This window comes from Clostridium sp. Marseille-P7770, from assembly GCF_902143525.1.
Taxonomy (GTDB): Bacteria; Bacillota; Clostridia; order Lachnospirales; family Lachnospiraceae; genus Pilosibacter.
In genome coordinates, this window is record NZ_CABFVC010000007.1 from 25,769 (window position 1) to 48,936 (window position 23,168).

Consider the following 23,168-nt stretch of genomic DNA (forward strand, 5'->3'; position numbering starts at 1 on the left):
TGACATCTTGTGTCGAACTGATTGACACGCCTTGTTTTTTAATGATAATCTGGTGACAGAGGCGTGAAGATAAGAGGGAGGCGGATCGCATGAGATATAATTTTAGAAGATGGATGGCAGGATTATTGACGGCAGTGATGGTGGGCTCCACGATCATATCACCAGTCTATGCGGAATCAGCTATGATTCGGCCGGATACTGATTTTGAAGTATATACGGCGAGTGATGCAGTGAAGGAGAAAGCGACACAGTCAGACACGGTGAGAAAACCGCAGAGGGCGAAAAAAGATGAATTATCGAAGCTTAAGGCATCGGACTCCAATGCGCTTCTCAGGACATTGAGTGTCGCAGCGGAGTATGATCTGAAGAATGGGGAAGTGATCATTGATCGGGACGGCGATTACACGATCAGCGGCACATATGAAAAGACGACTGGAACGGCCCATATAACGGATCATGTGATCACGGTGAAGAAGGATGTTTCTGCGACGATCACTTTAAAGGGTGTGTCAATTAAAACCGCAAATGCGAATACAGTTAAAATGTCCTGTATTGAACTTGAAGAGGGAGCGGATGTGACGCTGGTTCTCTCCGGAAAGAATAACCTGTATACAGTCAGCAATTCCGGCGCGGCGATCCATGTGCCGGAAGGAAGCAGCCTGACGATCCGGGCAGGATCTGATAAGGATGTCCTGTATGCGTTTGCGTGCGCTTATGGAGCGGGAATCGGTGGAAACAGCGGAGAGGGACATGGCAAGATCACGATCGAAAGCGGAACGGTGGCAGCTTGTTCCGGAATGAGATTGACAGAAAACGAGCCAGAAAATTCAACGGTATCACACAGTGGAGCCGGAATCGGGTCCGGCGCAGATGGAACTGGCGGCAGCAGGATCGTGATCACTGGTGGTTCGATCTATGCGGCGGCATCTGTCGGTTCCGGAATCGGCGGCGGATCGAATGGAACATCAGGATCGATAGAGATCTCCGGCGGTGAGATTGATGCGTGGGGCGGTAAGGATAATAATACTGTGACGACTGCTGCAATTGGTCCGGATACGGTCGGAGGAAAAAATAACATTTTTACACTCAGGGCCGGAGAGACCCAAAAAGCAACGGCAGAATTTCTTGGAGTTGATCCAACCAAAACATACACGGTCAATATTGGAAATGAGCAGACCATCAAGTATCCGGGAAGACGTGTGAAGATCAGCTATGGAGAACAGACACGAAATGGGAGGCTTACCGTTACTCCGGAAGAAGGTGTTACCTATTCTGGAAGCGGAAGAGTTGAGATCGCCGGAACTGGTCCATATACAGTTACAATGAATGATTCTGGGACAGCGACAAGTGAATTTATTGAGATCAAGAGCAGCTGTACCGTTACTTTGAAACAGCTCAATATTTATCCGAAGGCACCGAAGGTTCCTGCAATTGATATCGATGCAGGACTTGAAAAGGTGACCTTAAAGCTGGAAGATAGAAATATTCTTAAGGGCGCTGAGCTTGCGGCGGCGATCGACAATCATGGGACTCCGCTGGAGATAACAGGAAGCGGAAGTCTGGATGCCACAGCCGGCTCCGGGTCTGCGGCGATCGGTGGCAGCTGCTATGTAAATTCTGTGCCGGTAGGCAAAAATATTACGATCTCCGGCGGTGATCTGACCCTGCGGTCAAATGGAGATGGAACCTGTCTGGGAGCTGGTGCTGCCAGCAGCACAAGTACGGGGAGTGCAGATAACCTGGTCATTTCCGGTGGAAATGTAAACCTGATCAAGAGCGGGGGCGGTTATTGTATTGGATCGACAGACTTTTATGTTAATTCGGAACCGAATATCCGGATCACAGGAGGAAATGTCACAGCGACGGTGTCCGGAGACACAGGAAAAATCTGTCAGAGTCCTATCACGATAGCGCCTGAAAATGGAAAAACAGCGACACTGTATACAGGAAATTCAGCTCCGGGAAGTGCGGCTCTCGGGCTGCGCGGGGAAGGAAAATATGAGCCCGTGTCAGAGAAGTATATGCGTGTAAAGTTTGGAACACCGCATAAGCTTACTGTTACGGGAGGAACGATCACCTCAACAGAGTCCGAATTTGCGGAAGGTGAGAAAGTGCCGGTCAGTGCGAGTGCCGAGATCACGGATGGAGCCGGAGGAACCTTGTATTTTGCAGGATGGACGGTTGAAAATGGAAGCGGAACGTTTGCGGATCCGGTGGCTTCCGGAACAACATTTACGATGTCCGATGTGGATACAGAGATCAAGGCGAACTATACAGGTGGATATTCTGTTACAGTTGCTGACGGAACCATCACCCCGGGACAGGAAAACTATGCGCCGGGCAGCACTGTCACGATCACAGCGAAAGATAAATCTTCGGAAAAATTATGTTTCGATCACTGGGAGATCACGAACGGAAACGGAGAATTCTTAAACGGAACGGCCAGTCAGAAAACGGCACAGCTTAAAGTAAACAGCAGACTGTCCGTAAAGGCGGTCTATGTTTCCGGGCACAGCCTCACAGTAAATAATGGAACTGGAAGCGGAGCTTATAGAACTGGGGATATAATCGAGATCACGGCATTTCTACCGGCGGGATCAGAATTTTCATCATGGACGCTGGATTCTGGCTCAGGAACCTTTGAAAACTGCTACAGCAGCACGACAAAATTCACGATCGGATCAGAAGATGCTGTGGTCACAGCCCAGTATAAGGGCGAAGGACTCACCGGTGACTTCATCGTGAGCGGCGGAACCCTGGGAACAGATTATAAATATGAGAACGAAACACTGACCATAACGGGCAGCGGAAAATACGAGATTTCCCTGAAAGAGGGCATTGAGACGACTGGAAATCAGATCACGGTTCAGGGCGGAAAACCTGCAATTACGCTCCATAGCGTAAAAGTGAATGGAAACTATGCGCTCAGTATCAGGAATGAAGCAAATGTGACGTTGATTCTGGATGGGGAAAATTCCATGTGTTCCAAAGAATCGAACTGTGTGTATGTGCAGGACAATTCTTATCTCACGATCACGAGCATTCAGGGCGATGGAAGCTCTGCGGGAACACTGCGTGCAGAAGGAAATAAGTCTGGCGAGATCAATCATGCCGGAATCAGAGGCGGTTCCATTACTGTAAAAGGCGGAACAGTTATCGCTAAAGGTGAATATGAAGCGGCAGGAATCGGCAAAGACGCGCGTGAACAAAAAACAAATTTCTCCATTTCGATCGAAGGAGGTACCGTGGAAGCTGACGGCGGCTGGGGAGGTGCCGGCATCGGAAGCGCAAGCCGGGCAGGCGGAAATGTCAATATCAATATTTCCGGCGGAACCGTAAAGGCTGTCGGAGGCCAGGGCTCTGCCGGCATCGGAATCGGATATAATAGCTGGGCGAAGAGCAGGATAACGATCACCGGCGGAAGGACAGACGCAAGGGGAGGAAGCAGGAGCTCTGGCGAAAATACGACCAGCGGTGTCGGGACAGGCTCAAAAAATGCTGATGTGGAGTTTTTTATTGATGAGAAAGCGCTGATCATGCACGGACTGAGTTCCGCAGATGAGAAGGTTACAGCGCAGGCGATCAATCAGAAGACCACAAGGATGGGACGCTGCGCGGTCATTTATTTCCAGGCCGATGAGAGCGGAGAGGCCGCTTCGATCTCACTGACGCCGGAGACGGAGGTAATGTATCCAGGAAGTTCAAAACAGTTTACCGCAGATGTTCAAGAAGCAAAAGATCCGACGGTGGACTGGCGGGTATCCGGAAATACCAGCAGCGATACAAAGATCAGTTCTCTGGGAATCCTGACGGTGGGTGCGGATGAGAAAACGGAAACGCTCAGCGTGACAGCGGGCTTAAGGTCATATAATAAAACTGCATCCGCCGTGGTAACAGTGAAACAGATCCAGACAGGTCTTGCGGTTACTTCAGAAGAAATTGAAGTTGGAGATTCTGTTTCGGCTGTGATGACGGTTCCGGAAGGAATGAGTGGACAGATCCGGTTTTATGTAGATAAAGCCGCGGTGGGAAGTCCGATCACATCAACGGGAGGCGAAACATCGTTTAAGATCGAAAAAGAACTTCTCCCGTTGGGAACACATGAGATCTATGCGGAATATTACGGAAACGGATTCCGGGTCAAGAGTGGACAGATCTCAGTGGCTGTAAAAAAACGTAATCCACAGATTGTAAAATGGCCGGAAGCTATAAGGGAGATCCATTATGGTCAACAGGCATCAAGTGCCGGACTGCAGGGCGGAAAATCTGGAGATATACCTGGAGACTTTGGTTTTGATGTCGCATGGCCGGAAGTGGGAACAGATGAAGCTCTGTGCCACTTTACGCCAAAGCCAGAGTACCGCGATACGTATGAGACGATCTACCATGAAGTTAAGATTAAAGTTTTACCGGCAACTCCGAAAGTCGAGGAGAATCCTGCGGTAAATATTCAGTATGGACAGTCCCTGAAAGATGCGGTGATCTCTGGAGGAAAGGTGATCAATCCAAATTATATATTAGGGCAGAAGCGGATGATCGTGGATGGAAAATGGAGCTTTAAGGATCCAGATTCTGTACTTTATCCAGATACATCCTGCGCAGTAGTATTTACCCCGGAGGATACGAAAAACTACACGGGAGCGACTGAAAAAGAAGTTTCGGTTACTGTTTCGGCGGCAAAACCAGATCTCACTATGGAGCTTGACCGGGAGACGCAGGTTGCAGGAAAGCGGATAACTGTTTCGGCAAAAGCGAAAAATGCGTTTTCTCCTGCACTTGAGGATGTACCGGAGATCCGAATTTCTTATCAGATCGGGGATGGAGCTGAGCAGACTGCTTCAGGAAATGAGATCCAGATCCCTATTGGGACCGCTGTCGGGACGATCATCACGATCACGGCGAAAACAGCTGCTGTTGATGGCAGATATATTGAAACTTCCGAGACAAAAACGGTGACAGTGGCAGACAAAACGATCGTGGATAAGCAGATATCTGTGACGGTACCTGATGTGGAATATGGCAGCTCACCAGTTCCGGAGGGAACATTTGCGGGAAATATGGATGGAGATGAGACATGGGCTTACACGTACAGTGTGGATGGTGGAAATACATGGAGTACGGAAGCACCGAAAACAGTGGGAAGTTATCTTGTAAAAGCTTTTTATGAGGATGACTCACAGAAAGGAGAGAATATTTCTTCCTGGAATATTATTCCCAAAACGGTGATTGTGGCGGGCATTGTACTGGAGGAAAAAATCTATGACGGAAGAACTGACGTGAATGTGAGATCAGTAAGCTTTGGCGGTCTTGCAAACGGAGATACTCTGGAGTCAAAGGATTATTCTGCAGCAGCAGAATTTGAAGATGCAAATGCGGGAACAGATAAAAAAGCTTTTGTAGAGGTTTCCTTATCCGATACGGAAAATGCAAAGAATTACGTTTTGGATCAAGCAGGAAAGTTCATTCTTGATGGACAGAGCATCAAAAAAGCCGAAGCGCCCTCTGTTCCGGAGATCTCTGAGGCGTACAGCTATGGAATAAGCGGAGAGCAGGAGATCGTTCTTTCCGGATTCTCGGAAGACTGTGGAGAGATTTCTGGCGGAAATGCCGATATTATATCTGATGAGTCCGGCATCCTGGAAGAGAAAATTGCCGTAGAGGGGACGCAGTTAAAATTCGCGCTGAAGAAGAATGACAGATCACAGATCGGAGCATCAGCAGTGATCCGGGTCAGTGGCGTTCTTACGGAAAACTATGAGATACCGGATATTCAGGTCGTAATCTCTCTGAATGACAAGAATGAGCAGCATCCGATTGCGGGAACGATTACGTTCCAGCTGAATGGTGATGAAAAAACATTCACAGCTGAGATCGGGGCTGTTGAGGGCGCAGAGTACAGTTTTGACGGTACCACCTGGTCAGACAACAACCGGAAAGATGACTGCCAGCCGGATACCCTGTATCACGGATGGATCCGTCTGAAGGAGACGGAGACAGAAAATGCGGGACCTGCGGCGGAGGTTTCCGGAAGAACTCCGAAACTGGCAGAAAAGCCGCCTGTGGACGGACCGGAGAAGCCCGGAGATGGCGGGAATACTGGAGGAGACAACGGCACAAAGCCTGGAGATGGCGGAAATGCTGGAGAAGATAACGGCACAAAGCCTGGAGATGGTGGAAATTCCGGAGAAAACAATGGCTCAAGACCAGGAAGTGGAACTGGTTCATCCAGTTCAGACTATTCCAAACCGGAGATCAGTGAAAGAAAGCCGGATATCAGCCGTGACAGTAAAAAGGGATATATTGATCCTGTAAAGGGAATTATCCCGGGCGCTGCGAACAAAGCGGTAAACGATGGACACAGCCATTGGATGAAGGATAAGAATGGCTGGTGGCTGAGATACAGCGATGGCAGTTATGCGGCAGGAAAGATGATCGTGGGAGAGCACGATAATATGCAGACGGTTGAGCATCAGTGGGAACTGATCAACGGAAGCTGGTATGCATTTAATGAGCAGGGATATCTGCGTGTTGGACTTTTCTATGATGCCGGTTATAGGGGCTGGTTCTATATGGACGAAAATTCCGGAATGCAGACTGGCTGGGTACTCATCAATGAAAGATGGTATTTCTTCAATCCGGTTTCTGATGGAACAAGAGGGATGATGTTTATCGGAAGAAAAACGCCGGATGAGTATTTTGTGACGGAAGATGGCAGCTGGGACGGAAAGACAAAATAATAAATAAGAGAACAGCCAGGTGAAGTGAGAAAACTCCCTCTTTGCAGTTTATGGGATAAACGCGCAGAGAGGGAGTTTTTATCATTTATGAACCTAAAAATTCAGAGAAATAATCAATGAAAGGCAGTCTCATTAAACTTCTTTACCATTGATCAAAACGTGCTGGATCACACCTGTCACATCAAACGGACAGCCGTCAACAATGACAACATCGGCGTCTTTTCCCTCTTCAAGGGAACCGACACGGTCAGCGATACCGATGTGCTCGGCCGGATTGATGGTTACGGCGCGGAGCGCGTCATACTCGTCCATACCGGCTTTGATTGCGAGACCAGCGCAGAGTGGCAGGTAGTGGAGCGGAGTTACCGGAGCGTCCGTGATGATGGAAACATGACATCCGGCTTTTGCGAGAATGCCCGGTGTCTCCCAGGTCTTATTCTGGAGCTCAAATTTGGAGGCATGTCCAAAGGTCGGACCTACCGCGAGCGGGAGATTTTCCTTCGCGAGTTCATCCACGATCATATGGCCCTCTGTCACGTGCTCCAGAGTCAGGCCGACACCGAACTCTTTCGCGATGCGGATCGCAGTGAAGATATCGTTTGCCTGATGGGCATGGGCTTTTAACGGGATCTCATGATTTAATACCGGGATCAGAGCTTCGGATTTCTGGTCGTAAGCCGGAAGCTTGGAGGCGTCATCACCGGCAGCCTCGATTTTTGCCTTGTAAACCTTCGCTTTATTTAAAGCCTCGCGGATCTTTGCGGCATTTGTCATACGGCTGGAGATTCCCTGTTTCTGGTAGCAGCGTTTCGGGTTTTCACCGAAAGCGCATTTCATAGCGACCGGGAATTTAACGATCATATTGTCAACACGGGTTCCAACCGGTTTGATGGCAGCGAAGGTTCCGCCAATGGAGTTGGAGCTGCCTGGGCCGGTTGCGAAGCAGGTAACGCCGGCTTTCGCGGCCATTTCCATACACGGGTCAAACGGGTTGATTCCGTCGATCGCCTGTACCTGTGGCGTTACCGGGTCATTCAGTTCATTGTAGTCATGTCCCTCGTAGCCGATTCCGTAGCCGTCAAGACCGATATGGCAGTGAGCCTCAACAAATCCCGGATAAACATGGAGTCCGGTAGCGTCGATAACCTCAGCGCCGTCAGCAGAGAGACCTTTTCCGATCTTCACGATCTTCCCGCCGTCGATCAGGATGTCAGCGATAAAAGTTTCCTTTGATACCGCTGTGTGAAGTGTTCCGTTCTTGATACAAATCATTGGAATTCCTCCTCTTTTCAAATCATAGTTCCATCATACATGAATTGCGAGAATATTTCAAGGATTCTTTCTGTACAGTAGTTAAAAAACGGTTACGATTCATGCTTTGCGCAAACAGTAACAAAAAAAGGAACTATATCATCTTAAAAGATGAAAAGTTCCTTATATTTGAGTTATGAAACTACATTCACCGGTGTTCCCTCAAGGAATCCCTTTACATTTTCGGCAAGGATGGAAACGAGACGCTGTCTTGTCTCGAGCCCTTTCCAGCCCATATGCGGGGTGAGGATCACGTTGTCGAGGGTGTAGAGCGGGTTGTCGGCTTTCGGCGGCTCAGTTTCCTGAACGTCAAGGCCTGCGCCTGCGATCTGGTGCTTTTCAAGCGCTTCGATCAGAGCCGGTTCATCGATGAGAGCACCGCGGGAAGTGTTGATCAGGAAGGCGGTCGGCTTCATGAGCGCAAGAGTCTCTTTATTGATCATATGCTTTGTCTGCGGAGTTAACGGGCAGTGCAGGGAAACATAGTCACTGTTCTTTAAGACTGTCTCAAGATCTACATAGCGGATGCCGTCCTCGTCGGCTCTCGGTGTTCTTGTATACACGAGAATATTCATATCGAGAGCTTTCGCAATCTTCATAACAGTCTTTCCGATATGTCCGGCGCCGATGATTCCTAAAGTCTTTCCGTTTACCTCAACGTGCGGAACCTGAAGATTTTTCGTAAAGTTATCATGGTTTCCGTTTGCCAGCATCTTCATCTGGACCTGCATGGTGGAGCTTAAATTTAAGATCATCATGACTGCTGTGTGGGCTACGCGCTCAGAGCTGTATGCCGGGATATTGCAGACGGTGATCCCCATCTCCCTTGCGGCATCGAGATCCAGATTGTTGTATCCGGTACCGGCCTCGCAGATCAGCTTCACGGAAGCCGGGAATTTGCGGATCAGGTCACCGTTTACCGGCATCTCCTTAGTGACGATAATATCAGCTCCCTCAATGCGCTCTAAAAGCTGTTCCGGGGTAGTATCATCGTAGACGGTCACATCGGAAGAGAGAACGGAAAAGTCGAGATTTCCGTCGAAGTTCATTTTTTTTGCATTTAACACAATGGTCTTGGCGTTCATGGGTCAATCCTCCTGAGAAATTGATAATAAGAAAATTGTGCGTGCTTTGGCGCTGTATTTATTATATAACGGTTTTTGGAGTGTGACAATGAAGAGTTTGGCAGATTTGAATAATAAAAAAATGAGCCAACAAGGGGGGACTTGTTGGCTCGTCAGGATTGACAGTTTTTTAAATGAGTGATTAGCCTTATGACGTATGGACCGCTGTCCGGTCATGAATTTTACATTTGGAATAGAATTTAAAGTAGTATTGTGCTAAAATAAAGGGAAAAGGAAAGAAAACAGTCATATTTTATCAAAATCTGGATTTTAACGACACTTGCAATAACACAGAAAGAGATGAAGAGCAGGGACCGCTGGCGGTACTATTACGGGAAAGGAAGGGAAGACAATGTCGGAATTAAACCGGGAGATCGGAGGACTTATAAGAAACTACAGAAAAGCGAAGAATCTTACGCAGGACGAACTTTCGGAAAAGATCTGCAAAAGTAAATCAACGATCTCGAAATATGAAAAAGGAGAGATTGCCGTGGACATTGAAACGCTCTACGAGATCGCGGACGCGATCGGTGTCCATGTAGAGCAGCTTCTCTCACAGCGATCATTTGAACGAAAGGAAATGCAGAACGAGTTTTGTCCGGCATTCTTTCGGGGAAGAAACCGTTTTTATGGATATATATTTGATGGAAGGAGCAATCAGTTAATACGCTGTGTATTTGACCTTCTCTCAAAAGACGAAAGAAACCGTGATAAAGTTATGATGTATATGAATTTTAAGGATTACGCGCACTACCAGAAATGTGAAAATACATACTGGGGATACATGGAACATTATAACGCAGTTACTAATATCCACCTTGTAAATCAGGACTCTCCGATGGAGAAGGCAAGCGCCCAGTTACTGGCGTCATATCTTGATTCAGATACAAAATGGGGACTGTTTAATGGGTTTTCATCCAGACCTATGATGCCGATCGCAGCAAAGATGCTGTTCTCAAAAGAAAAACTGAAAGAGGATGATGCACTTTTATCCTCTTTAAAAATATCAAAAGAGGACATCCGGGTGATGAAACTTTACAATATGATGGCGATCACCTGACGGAAAAAACAATGCCGGATAGTATGAAAAATGTAACTGGCAGGTTTCCTAAAAATCATATTCTAAAAAGAATCAGGGGATTTTTTGGTGAGAAGGATATAATTTTGGAGGATTGGTCAAAAAAGTTTATTTTCATTCAAAAATAAATATAAAAAATCCACTCTGAGGAAACAATAGGCGTTTTGACAGAGGGGATGCTGATTGGTACAATGTGTTCATAGCAAAGCATATTGCACAAAAAGAGATCAGCATCCCCTTTTTTTGTGCAAAAAACGACAAGAGGAAAGGAGAAAACGAATGACAAAGCTTTCCATGAAAACGATACATTTCCATATGATCACAGGAGTCTGTATTGGTATGATCTGGATGATATTTTCCCACGACCGGATCGGAGTTATGTACTTTGGAAAGCTTGTAGAGATGGCAGATGCGGATGAGCTGTTCCGTTGCCCGCGGCATCCGTATACACGGTCACTTTTATCAGCGATCCCGGAACCGGATCCGATCAAGGAGAAGAAAAGGGTAAAAATCCATTATGACCCATCGATTCACAATTACAGTGATGAGAACAGACCATCTTACCACGAAGTAAGCCCGGGTCACATGATCTACTGCTCAGACAGTGAGTTTGAAGATTATAAAAAGATCAGACAGGCTGTAATGATCCAGTAGATAAATAGGAATCATTACAGTAAAAATAATGAAATTGCGAGGAAAACGATATGTATAATTTTGATGAGATCATTGACAGACGTCATACGAATGCAATGAACACGGATGGTTTCCGTGACTATATCTTCCATGCGGATGAGACAATGAAATTTCCGTATCAGGATGAAGAGTTTATTCGTATGTGGGTGGCGGATATGGAGTTTGCCACACCGGATGTTGTCATCGACGGAATTAAAAAGAGACTGGAAAAGCGTATTTTCGGTTACACAAGAGTTTTTGAGAAGAGCTATTATGACGCATTCGCGGCATGGTGCAAGAGCAAATACGACTGGACATTCGACCGCAAAGAACTGGTAATGTCCAACGGTATTATCCCGGCTCTGTTTGAGATGGTTGAGTATATCTGCAAACCGGATGAAAAGGTCCTTTTCCTGACCCCATCCTATGCATATTTTAAATATGCGGCAGATGCCAGCCACCGCGAGTCTGTTTGCTCCGATCTGATCAACACAGATGGATACTATACCATTGACTATGAGGATCTTGAAAAGAAAGCGGCAGATGAGAAAACAACGCTCTTTATCCTCTGCAATCCTCACAACCCAAGTGGACGTGTATGGAAGGAAGAGGAGTTAAAGAAAATCGGTGAGATCATTGAAAAGAACGATATGTGGGTGATTTCTGATGAGATCCACTGTGATCTGCTCCGGCTTGATCAGAAGCATATTCCGCTGGGAAAGGTTATGCCGGACTATAAAAAGCTTGTAACATGCATGGCGCCGAGTAAGACATTCAACCTTGCAGGTCTCATGATCTCCAATGTCATGATCCGTGATGAGGGATTAAAAAACATTTGGCTTTCCAAACATTATAACTTTGATAACCCATTGAGCATTGCAGCTGCCCAGGCCGCATACGAGGGCGGAGATGCATGGCTTCAGGAGTTACGTGCTTATCTTGATGGAAACTTTGAATTTACGCAGGAATACTTAAAAGAGCATCTTCCAAAAGCAACCTTCCGTATTTCTGAGGCAACGTATCTTGCCTGGGTAGATCTCAGCAAATATTTTGAACCGGATGAAGTTCTTCCGCTGTTCTTTGCATACAAGGCAGGCGTTCTTCTCGAAGGCGGAAATATGTTTGTACAGCATTCAGATGGATTTATCCGCCTGAACCTTGCATGCCCACGCGCAACTCTTGAGGAAGGTTTAAAGAGGATCTGCGAGGCAGTCAATACGAAACATACAGAGAAGTATCATGGAGAAGAGAAGTAGTTAATACATAAATACAAAAAGCGGTTCTTCCCGCAATGGGACGAGCCGCTTTTTGTGTGATGGGTTTCTATCTGAAATTAAGGATTGTTGATGGGCTGTTTTACTGCGCTTTCCGCTGCATTTTCGCAACGAGGGCGCTGGTCCTCTGACGGTAGTCGTCGAGTTCGGTGACGATTCCCATGAAAGAGGAGATGAGATCTAAGGAGGCGCGCAGAGAACTCTGCTCACCCTGTACGACTGCGCGTTTTGTGAGGCGCATAGCCTGCTGCGGCGCTGCCAGAAGCTTTTCCATATACTGCTCCACAAATGCGTCAAGCTCTGCATCCGGGACGCAGTGGGTAACGAGTCCCATATCCGCGGCTTCTTTTCCCTTTAAGGTCCGGGCTGTCCAGAACAGGTCTAAAGCTTTGTCCCGGCCGACGAGACGGGGCAGGAAATATGCTCCGCCGTCACCAGGTACAATTCCGGCATTAAAATAGCTTTCCGACATGGAAGCATTCTCCCCGGCGATCCGCACATCGCACATGAGAGCCATGTCAAGACCGGCACCGACTGCGGCACCATGGATCTTGGCAACCACCGGTTTATCGATTTCTTCTAAAAGAAGCGGAATTCTTTGGATTCCCTTCCAGAGTGAATTCTTTCTTGCGAGGGCTGTGGAGGAGATATCTTCATGACTTTCGAAGAATCCGTCACCGGCTGCCATTGCCTTGACGTCACCGCCTGCGCAGAACGCTTTTCCGTTTCCGGAAAGCAGAAGCGCATATACATCATCGTTGTCACGGACATCTTCCAGTGCTTCTGTCCAGAGACGGATCATCTCCTCGCTGAAACAGTTGAGCTGTTTCGGACGATTCAGTGTGATGCGTGCAAGGTGGTTGTGTACTTCGTAGATCAAGTCTGCCATAGATTATCTCCTCCCCTATTTACTCTCTCAATATACCATATTGTGGAACTGATTTCATTATATGGAATTTCACACAGAATGTCAAGCCCTTGAAACCGGTTTTAACGTAAAATTTGCAAAAAAATATTGTCCAGAATCAAAAAATCCTGAACAATATCACGAAGCGAAAAAATATTATATTTTATACCACAATATGAAATTGCATTGCAGACGTAACGCTTCAGCCGTCTGCACACTTGCTTTAGAGAGAGATCAGTGCCCACCCCGCCGCGCACAAAATTATGAGAAATACGAGATTGTACAGGGTAAATACCATCATGTACGTTCCAGACTTTGCTTCCGGAATTTCAGCGTAGGCCCGGTAGGAGATCACGCTTGCCATGGATGCGATCAGGGTTCCGAGACCGCCGACATTCACGCCAAAAAGCAGAGGACGTACCGCGTCGGTAAAGCCGGAGAGCAGGATCGCCGCGGGGACATTGCTGATGCACTGGCTCAAGAGAATACCTGCCGGAAATTCATGACCGGAGATCAGCTTTGTGAGAAGTCCGGAGATCGCAGGGATCCGTTCCATATTGCCGATAAAGATAAAGAAGCAGACGAATGTCAGGAGCAGAAAGTAGTCGACCCGGATAAACAGCGAGCGGTCTTTTATGAGAACAGCGGTCAGGATGATGAAAAACATGACCGGCCAGGAATAGATCCGAACGACGCAGCCCAGACAGACAAGAAAGAGTGCCAGGTAGAAGATCAGAGAACTCTTCGTGGGGCAGCCGTCCTGGTGAAGGGAGGTCCGGCTGAGGGTGATGGCTTTATTTTTCATCAGAAAAACGGCAGCTACAAGCAGCAGGGCAGAGAGTACCGTTAACGGCAGCATGTATCCCACAAGCTCTCCGGCAGAGAGGCCAAAGGAAGAGTAGAGATACAGGTTCTGCGGATTCCCGATGGGGGTTGCCATACTGCCGAGGTTCGCGGCGATGGTCTGAAGGACGATCACGGGGATCATGAGCTCCGGAAGTCCAGCCATATTGAGGATCAGTATGGAAAACGGAACGAAGGTGATCAGGGACACATCGTTTGTGATCAGCATGCTGGAGAAAAAGCAGAGCGCTGTCAGGGTGAAGGCAAGCTGGCGTGTGGAATGCATTCCGGCGAGCAGGGATGATCCGAGATAACGGAACAGACCGATCTCCTTCAGCCCTGCGACCACCGTCATCAGGGAGAAGAGGAGGGCCAGAGTGCGGAAGTCAATGTAAGAAAGATACTCCGGTGACGGAGCGACAAAAAACATGGAGAGGACCGCCAGAACCGCTGCCGCGGAAAGGACTGGTTCTTTTTTTATGAATGACATGGATTGATTTCCTTCCTTATATAAATAATATTAATCTTATGCATACGGCAGAAGACTGAAAAATGTATACAAAGTACTGCCCTGTAATTCAAGTCGAACATCCGAGAGAACTGGCGCGTGATTCTGGTCAGCGATGCTGACAAATCCTATCAGAGTCACTGCGTATCCTCGCGGGATAGGAACAACCGTGTTACTGTACACGGGTAGGAATTTTCTGAACTGAAAATTCCGTACAATACAGTGGTGGTAGTGGATTTTGCCGATTTGGAATGCGAAGCATCGGCAAAATCAGTTACTGTTTGCGCAAGGCGTGAACAGTAACCAACCGCAAAACTTCTGTAATTATTATAAACAGTGGCTTTACGAATGTAAAGAAGAAGAGTATACTGTACATGTTTGGTCACTGCGCAAGGCGTAAACAGTAACCATGTTTGGGCTTCTTTCATGCCCGTATAGACAATGATGTCAGAATAATGAAAAGCGGCAGCTCTGGATGAAAATTCCTGGGTGCCGCTAATTTACGCGGAATGGCAGCGCATAAACAGGACCGGGATGTCTGCCGTTTCTGTTTTAGGGAGGAATATTATGGGGAACAACAAGTTTTCAATCGCCAGTGTTGGAAACCGGCGGGCATTCCGGGATGGAGCCCGGGACGGGGTGCCGATCGCGCTCGGGTATTTTGCGGTATCTTTTTCACTGGGAATCGTGGCGCGGAATGTCGGGATGACACCGATTCAGGGAATGATCACAAGCGCACTCTGCAACGCGTCCGCAGGGGAATACGCGGGCTTTACGATGATCGCCGCGGGGGCAGCGTATATTGAGATGGCGATCGTGACACTGATCGCGAATGCGAGATATTTACTGATGAGCTGTGCTATGAGCCAGAGAATGGATCCGGACATGCCGTTTTTCCACAGGCTTCTTATGGCCTTTGACATTACCGATGAGCTGTTTGGAATTACGATCGCAAGACCGGGATACCTGAATCCATGGTATATGTACGGAGCAATCGCCCTGGCACTTCCGGGCTGGGCAGTAGGAACAGCACTTGGAGCACTGGCAGGAAACCTGATGCCGTGGCGTCTCGTGAGCGCCTTCAGTGTGGCACTTTATGGAATGTTCCTGGCAATCATCATTCCGCCGGCGCGAAAGAGCCGGATCCTTGCGGGGCTTATCGCCATCAGCTTTGCGGCGAGCTATCTTGCTGAGAATCTGCCGGGGATCTCATCGATCTCCAGCGGCACGAGAACGATCATTCTGACCGTTGTGCTCTCATCTGCAGCAGCAATTCTTTTCCCGCATCCGGCGGAAGACAGTGAGACGGAAAAAGCCGAAGCAGAGCAGATGGAAAAAAATAACTCTTCTGCAGACGCAACAAAACAGGGAGCTTAACTGTATATATGGTAGAAGGCTGTAAGAGGAAAAGCAGACACAGAAAATATTTTAAAGAAAGTATATATGAAAATCTGAGGTTTGCAGAAAGCAGCTCTACTTGCAAAGAAAAAGAAGTATTTACGAAAACTGTATCGTTAAATTAAGAGGAAATACATAAAAAACATGGAAAAGAATATTTATCTCTATATTGCGGTGATGGCGGGGGTCTCTTACCTGATCCGTGTCCTGCCGCTCACATTGATCCGGAAACCGATCAAAAATCAGTTTATCCAGTCATTCTTATATTACGTCCCATATGTGACGTTAGCTGTTATGACGTTCCCGGCGATCCTCTCCGCCACAAACAGTACGGTGTCGGCGGCGCTGGCGCTGGTCATCGGAATCATCGCGGCGTGGTGCGGAAGAAGTCTCCTGTCCGTTGCGGTGATCTGCTGTGCGGTGGTATTCGTCACAGAATTTTTCTTAGTGTAGTAAAAACACATAAAATTCATAAAACACATATATTTAATAAAACAAAAGTAGCTTCGGCATCTGATCATTCATCAATCATATGACCGTGCTGCTTTTTTACTTTATAGAAGACCGCTTATGGCGTTCTCGCAGGGCGTGAAAAACCAAGAAAAAAAGCAGTACATGGCGCAGAATAACGGAATGCGGCGGTCTGCCAGACCAATGCTTTAACGTCGTAAAACAAATGAGATAAAATCCCATTGTCTGAAATTTCACAATACGAAATATATTCCATTTTGGCAAAAGTGCTGATTTTCTGAGCGGAAATTTGGCAATTATTTGGAAGAATCATACTTGTATTTGTGCGGGAAAGTTGTTATAATCAGTAGCCGTGTTGAGCGAAAAAAAAGAGTAATGGCTCATAAAAGCTGATTACATGGAGGTTTACCCATGAAGAAATTATTTGCATTCTGCGCAGGACTTCTGGCGGTCTTAAACCAGACTTCAGTTACAGCGCTTGCGGCAGAATCAGAGGCTGCCGGGGCGGCAGCACAGACGCCGTTATGGCTTTGTATTCCATTTGCAGGACTCCTGCTCTGCATCGCGGTTCTTCCGCTTGTGAAAGCAGAGTGGTGGGAGGCGCACCAGCCGCACGCGGTCGTGTTCTGGTCCCTGCTGTTCCTGATCCCGTTTGCCGTGAAGTACGGTGTGCCGAAGGCGGCGGAGACGACACTGGAATGTATCATAAACGACTACCTGACATTCATCGTCCTTCTTTTCGGATTGTTCTGTGTGTCCGGTAATATCACCCTGTCAGGTGATCTCGCTGGTTCCCCGAGGATCAATGTGGGACTTCTGGCGCTCGGAACCCTGTTATCCAGCTGGATCGGTACCACCGGTGCCAGTATGCTGATGATCCGTCCGATCATCAAGATGAACGCGTGGAGAAAGAGAAGACGCCACATCGTGATCTTCTTTATCTTTATGGTTTCCAATATGGGCGGCTGCCTGACTCCAATCGGTGACCCGCCTCTGCTCATGGGCTTCATGCGGGGCGTTCCGTTCTTCTGGAGCTTAAAGCTTTTACCGATCCTGCTCTTTAATATGGTGGTTCTTCTGTTTATCTTCTATCATTTTGATATGAAGGCATACAGAAAAGATATCGCGGCAGGATTAAAACCGGATATCAGTAAACCGGGTACTGAGGTGAAGATCCGCGGCGGACACAACCTGATCTTTATCATTATGATCGTGATCGCCGTTATCTTAAGCGGTACACTGCCGTCCATGCCGATGTTTCAGGATGCCGCAGGAAATGTCCTCGGAATCCATGTATTTGGAGAAGTTACATTATCCTATCCGGCGATCATCGAGTGCGTGATCATTCTTGTATCCGCATTCCTGTCCTTTAAGACGACGGATGGATCGATCCGTCGTGAGAACCACTTTACCTGGGGCGCGATCCATGAGGTTGCAGTTCTCTTCGTCGGTATCTTCATTACAATGCAGCCGGCTCTTATGATCTTAAAGGCAAACGGAGCGGAGCTTGGAATCACAGAACCGTTTGAGATGTTCTGGGCGACCGGCCTGTTATCCAGCTTCCTCGACAATACGCCGACCTACCTGGTATTCTTGACAACAGCAGGTGCTCTGGGATTGTCACAGGGAATGGTGACGGCTCTCGGAACCGTTCCGGTCAAGATGCTGGAAGCGATCTCCTGCGGTGCCGTATTTATGGGTGCAAATACCTATATCGGCAACGCACCGAACTTTATGGTCAAATCCATTGCGGATGAGAACGGTATCCGGATGCCTTCGTTCTTCGGATATCTGATCTGGTCCTTTGGAATTCTTATTCCGGTATTCCTTGTGGATATGCTGGTATTCTTTTTATAGGAAGGGGGAGGAAATATGGCTGCAACGAAAGAAGAAATCAAAGAACTGGCAGAACATATCTACGATCTGGACGCGGAGGTCTATGTCCATCTTGGTTCCTCCCTGGGACGTGTTTTCAACCGTGACAGAGAGCGCTGTGTAAACGAACTCACCGAGCTCCTCACAACAAGACCGCAGGGACATTTAGTCCGCAGTGAGCTTGGACTGATCGCGAACATGGCCCGCACCATCGAGGATAAGGAAGAACGCGCGATGTGTATGACCGAGTACAACCGCATCCTCAATGAGGTCATGAGTCTTCCGACAAGCTTTGCCAGCGGCGATGTGATTGATCCGATTCTCGCGAAGTTAAACAGCTTCAACGTAGCGAACCGTTTCTCCAACGACGACCACCTGATCATCTGTATCAGCTGGACATACGGAAGCGGTGGAATCGATGTCGGTTTCAAGCTTGCGGATAAGCTTCATATTAACTATTACGATGCTGATATTTTCGAGGCAGTATTAAAACGTCTCGATGCGGAGAAAGATAAGACGATCCGTGACGCGGCGGGATATGCCCACGTCTCTGAGGAACTGCAGCAGAGTCCGGCGAGCGAGTTTGAGGCAGTGACCCATATGTCCCTGAAGGATCATATCAAATATTTCAGCCGTTACCACGGCCTGAGCCGTCAGGATGCCGTCTTCTTCAACCAGAGCGACCTGATCTGTGATATGGCGAAAAAGGAAGACTTTATTATCATGGGCCGCTGTGCCGATGCGATCCTTACCAATAACGGGATCCCGCACATCAGCATCTATATCACCGCACCGATCGAGCAGAGAATTCACCGCGCGATCGAGGTAAACGCCGGATTAGACCGGAAAAAAGCGCGTCATTTCCTGAAAAAACTTGACAAAAAACACGCGCATTATTACAATTTCTATACCGGTAGAAGCTGGGGAAACGCGAACAACTACGATCTCTGTATCAACAGCGCAAGCTATGGAATTGACGGTACTGTCGATTTTATTCTGAGAATGATCGGGCGTGACCATGAAAAAAAGAACGATAAGAAATCAGAATAGTGACCTGGGCAAAACACCGCCGGTGAATCGACCGGAGGCGGAAAATACAGGTTCCATGCCTGGCTTTCACAGAGCCAGGCATATTCTTTTTACGCGAACAACGAGCCAAAGTCCGCGCTTACGCGAGAACTTGGCGACTGTCGCCTGCAGAAATTTCCCACTGTATGAGTAGGCATGATCTGGCGGAAATAGTATCAGATAAAACCGGAAATGTAACTATGATTAAGAGGAAAGGACCAACAACCATGCAGCTTGATATGACAAAGGGAAGACCATTGCCGGTGATCCTGCGGTTTACGATCCCGCTGGTCATCGGAAATGTTTTCCAGCAGCTTTACAATATGGCGGACACGATCATCGTGGGCAGATATGTCGGCGCGGGAGCGCTGGCGGCGGTCGGCTCAACCGGAACGATCATGTTCCTGACAACGGGATTTGCACAGGGGATCACGGCAGGATTCTCGATCCTGACTGCGCAGAGATATGGTGCCAATGATGCCAGAGGCGTGAAACGCAGTGTGGCAAACGGAATTCTCCTGTCTGTGATCGCAGCGATCATCATGACGGTGTTCTGCGTGTGCATTATGAATCCGCTGCTCCATCTGATGAACACACCGGCAGATATTTTTCGTGATGCCTATACCTATATTATGGGGATCAGCATTGGACTTACGGCGAATATTTTCTATAACCTGTTTTCTTCGTACCTGCGTGCGGTCGGAAACAGTCAGGTCCCGCTGTTTTTCCTGATATTTTCCGCCTGTCTGAACGTGGGACTGGATCTGCTTTTTATCATCCGAGGCGGTATGGGCGTAGCGGGGGCTGCCTGGGCGACGAATCTGTCCCAGGCGATCTCGGCGGTGCTCTGCGTGGGATATATCTGGGTTAAGGTTCCATCCTTAAAGCCTGATAGGGAACACTGGAAGATCCACGGAAATGACACGAGAAACCAGCTTGCGGCCGGGATCCCGATGGCGTTCCAGTTCGCGATCACTGCATCGGGGACTATGATCATGCAGTCCGCCATCAACCTCTTCGGCTCCGTGGCGGTTGCGGCCTATACGGCTGCGGCGAAGCTCCAGAGTCTTGTGATCCAGGGCATGATTGCCATGGGACAGACGATGGCGACCTACGGTGGTCAGAATTATGGAAGCGGAGATGTCAAGCGGATCAAGTCAGGCGTGCGATCTGCGCTCCTCGCGGAATTTGTCTACTCCGTTGCCGCAGCGGCACTGATGTGCGCACTCTTAAAGCCGTGTCTCGGGCTCTTCTTTACAGGAGATGTAGACCTTGGGGCTATGATGCCGTGGGCAAAAACATACTGCTACATGACGGCGGTCTTTTTCCTGCCGCTCTGCACGATCTTTATTTTCCGCAACATTATGCAGGGCTGCGGTTACGGATTTCTTCCGATGATGGGCGGTGTGTCGGAACTGATCGCGAGACTGCTGGTCTCAATGGCGGCGATCCGGCTTCTGAGTTATCCGCTGGCGTGCTTCGCAGATCCGGCGGCATGGATCGCAGCAGCTTTATTTACAGGAATTTCTTATTTATTTGTTATAAAGAAGATCGAAAAAGAACTTTCGTGACAGCTACAGTTTTGAAGAAATTAAGAAGACCGGATCCGGATGCTCCAAAGACGGGAGATGAAACATACCGGAATTTCTGGTTCCTGATGATGGGGATCTCGGCTGCGGGAATCCTCTTTATGACCAGGAAAAAAGAACAAGAGTGAGGAGTCTGCAGGACCGTGGATATCCAGGACTGCAGGTGGATCAGAACATGGGGAGCTAAGAAATGAAAAGAAAGAAAAATCCGTTGTGGTATCGGATCGGAGTCCTTATTTTCGGCGGGATCTTCTGTTTCTCCTCCTATATGGCAGGTCGTGATATCTTCGAGGCACGAAAGGAGGCGGCGGCATTCAGGAAACTGAGTGAAGCCGCTTCTGACTATATGGAGACTGCGGAACAGAAGGACTCCATCGTGGATCCGGTGGATGATCACACGACAGAAGTGGAAAATGCGGCGGAGGCAGAAGAAAAACAGGAACTCCTGAGGGAGGCCGCCGGTTATGCGTCTCTGGCGGAGCAGAACCCGGACTATGTCGGATGGCTGAAAATCCCGGGAACGCGGATCGATTATCCGGTAATGAGCAGAGCATCCGATCCGGAATATTACCTGCATAGAGCGTTTGACGGATCCCGCTCGTCGGGTGGAACCCCGTTCCTTGGGCAGTTGTCGGATAAGGACAGCACCTGTATGATCGTGTATGGACACAACATGAAAAATGGTTCCATGTTTGGGACCCTGGATGACTACAAGTCGGAGAAATGGCAGACGGAACATCCGGTCATTGAGTTTTTTGTGGATGGTGAAGTGCGGGAGTATGAGGTGTTTGCAGCTGCGGAGAGCAGAGTCCTCTACGAAGATGAGGAAGGATTCCGCTATTACCGGTCCGGAGGGGATCTTTCAGAGGAGGAATACGGGAAGCTGATCACATGGCTTCAGGAAAATTCTGACTATGAAACGGGGATCATCCCGGAATACGGGGAGCAGATCCTGATGTTGTCCACATGCAGTTATCACACGAAGGATGGTCGGTTTGTGGTGGCAGCCAGGAGAATCAGTGAACCGTGAGAAATCTCCATAATAGTAGATTGGAAGAAAGAAAATGCTTTTTGGGAGAATGCCCGGAAAGCATTTTTTGATCAGGGGATCGTCGGGAGAAAATGGCTTGACATGCCGGGTGATCTGGGGTATCCTCAGAATCAGATAGATCCGGATTCGGAGAAAGGAAAGGGAGTTATGGCAGAAAAAATTTTGATCGTTGTGGACATGCAGAAGGATTTTGTGAATGGAAGTCTCGGCAGTAAGGATGCGGAGGCAATCGTTCCGGCTGTTGTCAAAAAGGCGGAAACGTTTGACGGGGAAGTGATCTTTACGAAGGACACACATTTCGAGAACTATATGGATACTCAGGAGGGACATTTTCTTCCGGTTCCTCACTGTATTAAGGGGACAGACGGCTGGGACCTGATCCCGGAGCTTGAGAAGATCGCCATAGAGCGTGACGCAGCGACTTACGAGAAGATCACCTTCGGATGTCCGGAGCTGGCGGAAGATCTTCTTGAGAGAAATAAGAAGACACCGATCGAGTCCATCGAGCTTGTGGGACTCTGCACGGATATCTGTGTGGTTTCAAACGCGCTCCTGATCAAAGCGTTCCTTCCGGAGACACCGGTCTTTGTGGATTCCGCATGTGCGGCAGGCGTTACGAGGGAAAGACATGAGGCGGCTCTGGAGACTATGAGAAGCTGCCAGATCGTTGTGAAGTAAGAAGAGCAAAAATCCTATCGGCAAAGCCGATTTGGACTGGATTTTTGCTCGTAACTGTGAGGCACTGAACAGTTACGAAGTAAGAATAATACAGACGGAAAAGGTATGTGCAGATCTGAGTTCTTTACGGAAAGTTCTCGGGTCTGCACATTTGTTTTTTTCGAAACAGGAAATTCCGGGGAATGATACACATCCGCGCGTATAAATTTTCATCTCCTGTAATAAGATGGTAAAAATATCATCGAGGGGCAACCCCTATGAAGGAATATATTGAAGAGCGGGCGATTCAGATCGCGAACTATATTATTGATGAGAATGCGACGGTGAGACAGACAGCGAAAAGGTTTGGAATCAGTAAAAGTACGGTGCACAAGGACGTTGCCGATCGTCTGCTCCATATCGATCCTGATCTTGCAGCTCGGGCTAGGGTCGTTCTTGATATCAACAAGGCGGAGCGCCATATTCGCGGCGGACTTGCGACGAAAGAGAAGTACGAGCATGAACATCTTCTTCAGGCATGCAGCCAGCCAGATGAATGATATGGATCTGCCAGGCTACATTCGCTTATATTCTGTTGAATAATT

The 23,168-nt window shown here is 48.2% G+C and carries 17 protein-coding genes; 13 read left to right on the forward strand and 4 right to left on the reverse strand.

Features of this window, described 5'->3' with window-relative positions:
* The first annotated feature begins 89 nt into the window (after positions 1-89).
* Positions 90-6,737, forward strand: coding sequence for an InlB B-repeat-containing protein (locus FN001_RS15435; RefSeq protein WP_142412431.1), 6,648 nt, complete (start codon positions 90-92; stop codon positions 6,735-6,737).
* Between the two features lie 132 nt (positions 6,738-6,869).
* On the opposite strand, the gene FN001_RS15440 is transcribed toward FN001_RS15435, so the two are convergent.
* Both FN001_RS15440 and FN001_RS15445 read right to left on the reverse strand, forming a co-directional pair.
* A complete protein-coding gene (locus FN001_RS15440) occupies positions 6,870-8,009 on the reverse strand; it encodes an amidohydrolase (protein ID WP_185911964.1) in 1,140 nt (379 codons plus the stop codon).
* Positions 8,010-8,182: 173 nt separating this feature from the next.
* On the reverse strand, positions 8,183-9,133 hold the full coding sequence (locus tag FN001_RS15445) for a 2-hydroxyacid dehydrogenase (RefSeq protein ID WP_142412432.1): 951 nt from the start codon (positions 9,131-9,133) through the stop codon (positions 8,183-8,185).
* A 391-nt stretch (positions 9,134-9,524) separates the two neighbouring features.
* On the opposite strand from FN001_RS15445, the gene FN001_RS15450 reads away from it, so the two are divergent.
* From FN001_RS15450 to FN001_RS15460, 3 genes are all read left to right on the forward strand, one after another.
* Positions 9,525-10,232, forward strand: coding sequence for a helix-turn-helix domain-containing protein (locus FN001_RS15450; protein ID WP_117552781.1), 708 nt, complete (start codon positions 9,525-9,527; stop codon positions 10,230-10,232).
* A 297-nt stretch (positions 10,233-10,529) separates the two neighbouring features.
* Positions 10,530-10,904 carry an ABC transporter ATP-binding protein gene (locus FN001_RS15455; RefSeq protein WP_142412433.1) on the forward strand — a complete coding sequence of 125 codons (375 nt, stop codon included), beginning with the start codon at positions 10,530-10,532 and terminating at the stop codon, positions 10,902-10,904.
* 50 nt (positions 10,905-10,954) lie between these two features.
* Positions 10,955-12,178 (forward strand): MalY/PatB family protein, encoded by a 1,224-nt coding sequence (locus tag FN001_RS15460; protein WP_118532367.1) that lies wholly within the window; start codon positions 10,955-10,957, stop codon positions 12,176-12,178.
* Between the two features lie 100 nt (positions 12,179-12,278).
* Here the strand turns inward: FN001_RS15460 and FN001_RS15465 are convergent, their stop codons facing one another.
* Together FN001_RS15465 and FN001_RS15470 are read right to left on the reverse strand one after the other, a co-directional pair.
* Positions 12,279-13,085 (reverse strand): enoyl-CoA hydratase/isomerase family protein, encoded by an 807-nt coding sequence (locus tag FN001_RS15465; protein WP_117552777.1) that lies wholly within the window; start codon positions 13,083-13,085, stop codon positions 12,279-12,281.
* A gap of 241 nt (positions 13,086-13,326) precedes the next feature.
* Positions 13,327-14,436 (reverse strand): SLC13 family permease, encoded by a 1,110-nt coding sequence (locus FN001_RS15470; protein ID WP_142412434.1) that lies wholly within the window; start codon positions 14,434-14,436, stop codon positions 13,327-13,329.
* Between the two features lie 585 nt (positions 14,437-15,021).
* Between FN001_RS15470 and FN001_RS15475 the strand changes: the two genes are divergently transcribed.
* From FN001_RS15475 to spoIIID, 9 genes are all read left to right on the forward strand, one after another.
* Positions 15,022-15,831 (forward strand): AzlC family ABC transporter permease, encoded by an 810-nt coding sequence (locus FN001_RS15475; RefSeq protein WP_142412435.1) that lies wholly within the window; start codon positions 15,022-15,024, stop codon positions 15,829-15,831.
* 165 nt (positions 15,832-15,996) lie between these two features.
* The gene (locus tag FN001_RS15480) at positions 15,997-16,305 is read left to right on the forward strand and encodes an AzlD domain-containing protein (protein WP_117484723.1); all 309 of its coding nucleotides are present in this window, start codon (positions 15,997-15,999) and stop codon (positions 16,303-16,305) included.
* A gap of 429 nt (positions 16,306-16,734) precedes the next feature.
* The gene (locus tag FN001_RS15485) at positions 16,735-18,180 is read left to right on the forward strand and encodes a sodium:proton antiporter (RefSeq protein WP_142412436.1); all 1,446 of its coding nucleotides are present in this window, start codon (positions 16,735-16,737) and stop codon (positions 18,178-18,180) included.
* A 15-nt stretch (positions 18,181-18,195) separates the two neighbouring features.
* Positions 18,196-19,248, forward strand: coding sequence for a cytidylate kinase-like family protein (locus FN001_RS15490; RefSeq protein WP_142412437.1), 1,053 nt, complete (start codon positions 18,196-18,198; stop codon positions 19,246-19,248).
* A gap of 218 nt (positions 19,249-19,466) precedes the next feature.
* Positions 19,467-20,837 carry an MATE family efflux transporter gene (locus FN001_RS15495; protein ID WP_486463528.1) on the forward strand — a complete coding sequence of 457 codons (1,371 nt, stop codon included), beginning with the start codon at positions 19,467-19,469 and terminating at the stop codon, positions 20,835-20,837.
* A complete protein-coding gene (locus FN001_RS15500; RefSeq protein WP_142412438.1) occupies positions 20,834-20,983 on the forward strand; it encodes an LPXTG cell wall anchor domain-containing protein in 150 nt (49 codons plus the stop codon). The genes FN001_RS15495 and FN001_RS15500 overlap by 4 nt, the downstream gene beginning before the upstream one ends.
* A gap of 62 nt (positions 20,984-21,045) precedes the next feature.
* Positions 21,046-21,885 (forward strand): class B sortase, encoded by an 840-nt coding sequence (locus FN001_RS15505; RefSeq protein WP_142412439.1) that lies wholly within the window; start codon positions 21,046-21,048, stop codon positions 21,883-21,885.
* Positions 21,886-22,053: 168 nt separating this feature from the next.
* Positions 22,054-22,584 (forward strand): cysteine hydrolase family protein, encoded by a 531-nt coding sequence (locus FN001_RS15510; RefSeq protein WP_142412440.1) that lies wholly within the window; start codon positions 22,054-22,056, stop codon positions 22,582-22,584.
* 257 nt (positions 22,585-22,841) lie between these two features.
* Positions 22,842-23,123 carry a sporulation transcriptional regulator SpoIIID gene (gene spoIIID / locus FN001_RS15515; protein WP_142412441.1) on the forward strand — a complete coding sequence of 94 codons (282 nt, stop codon included), beginning with the start codon at positions 22,842-22,844 and terminating at the stop codon, positions 23,121-23,123.
* The last annotated feature ends 45 nt before the right edge of the window (positions 23,124-23,168 follow it).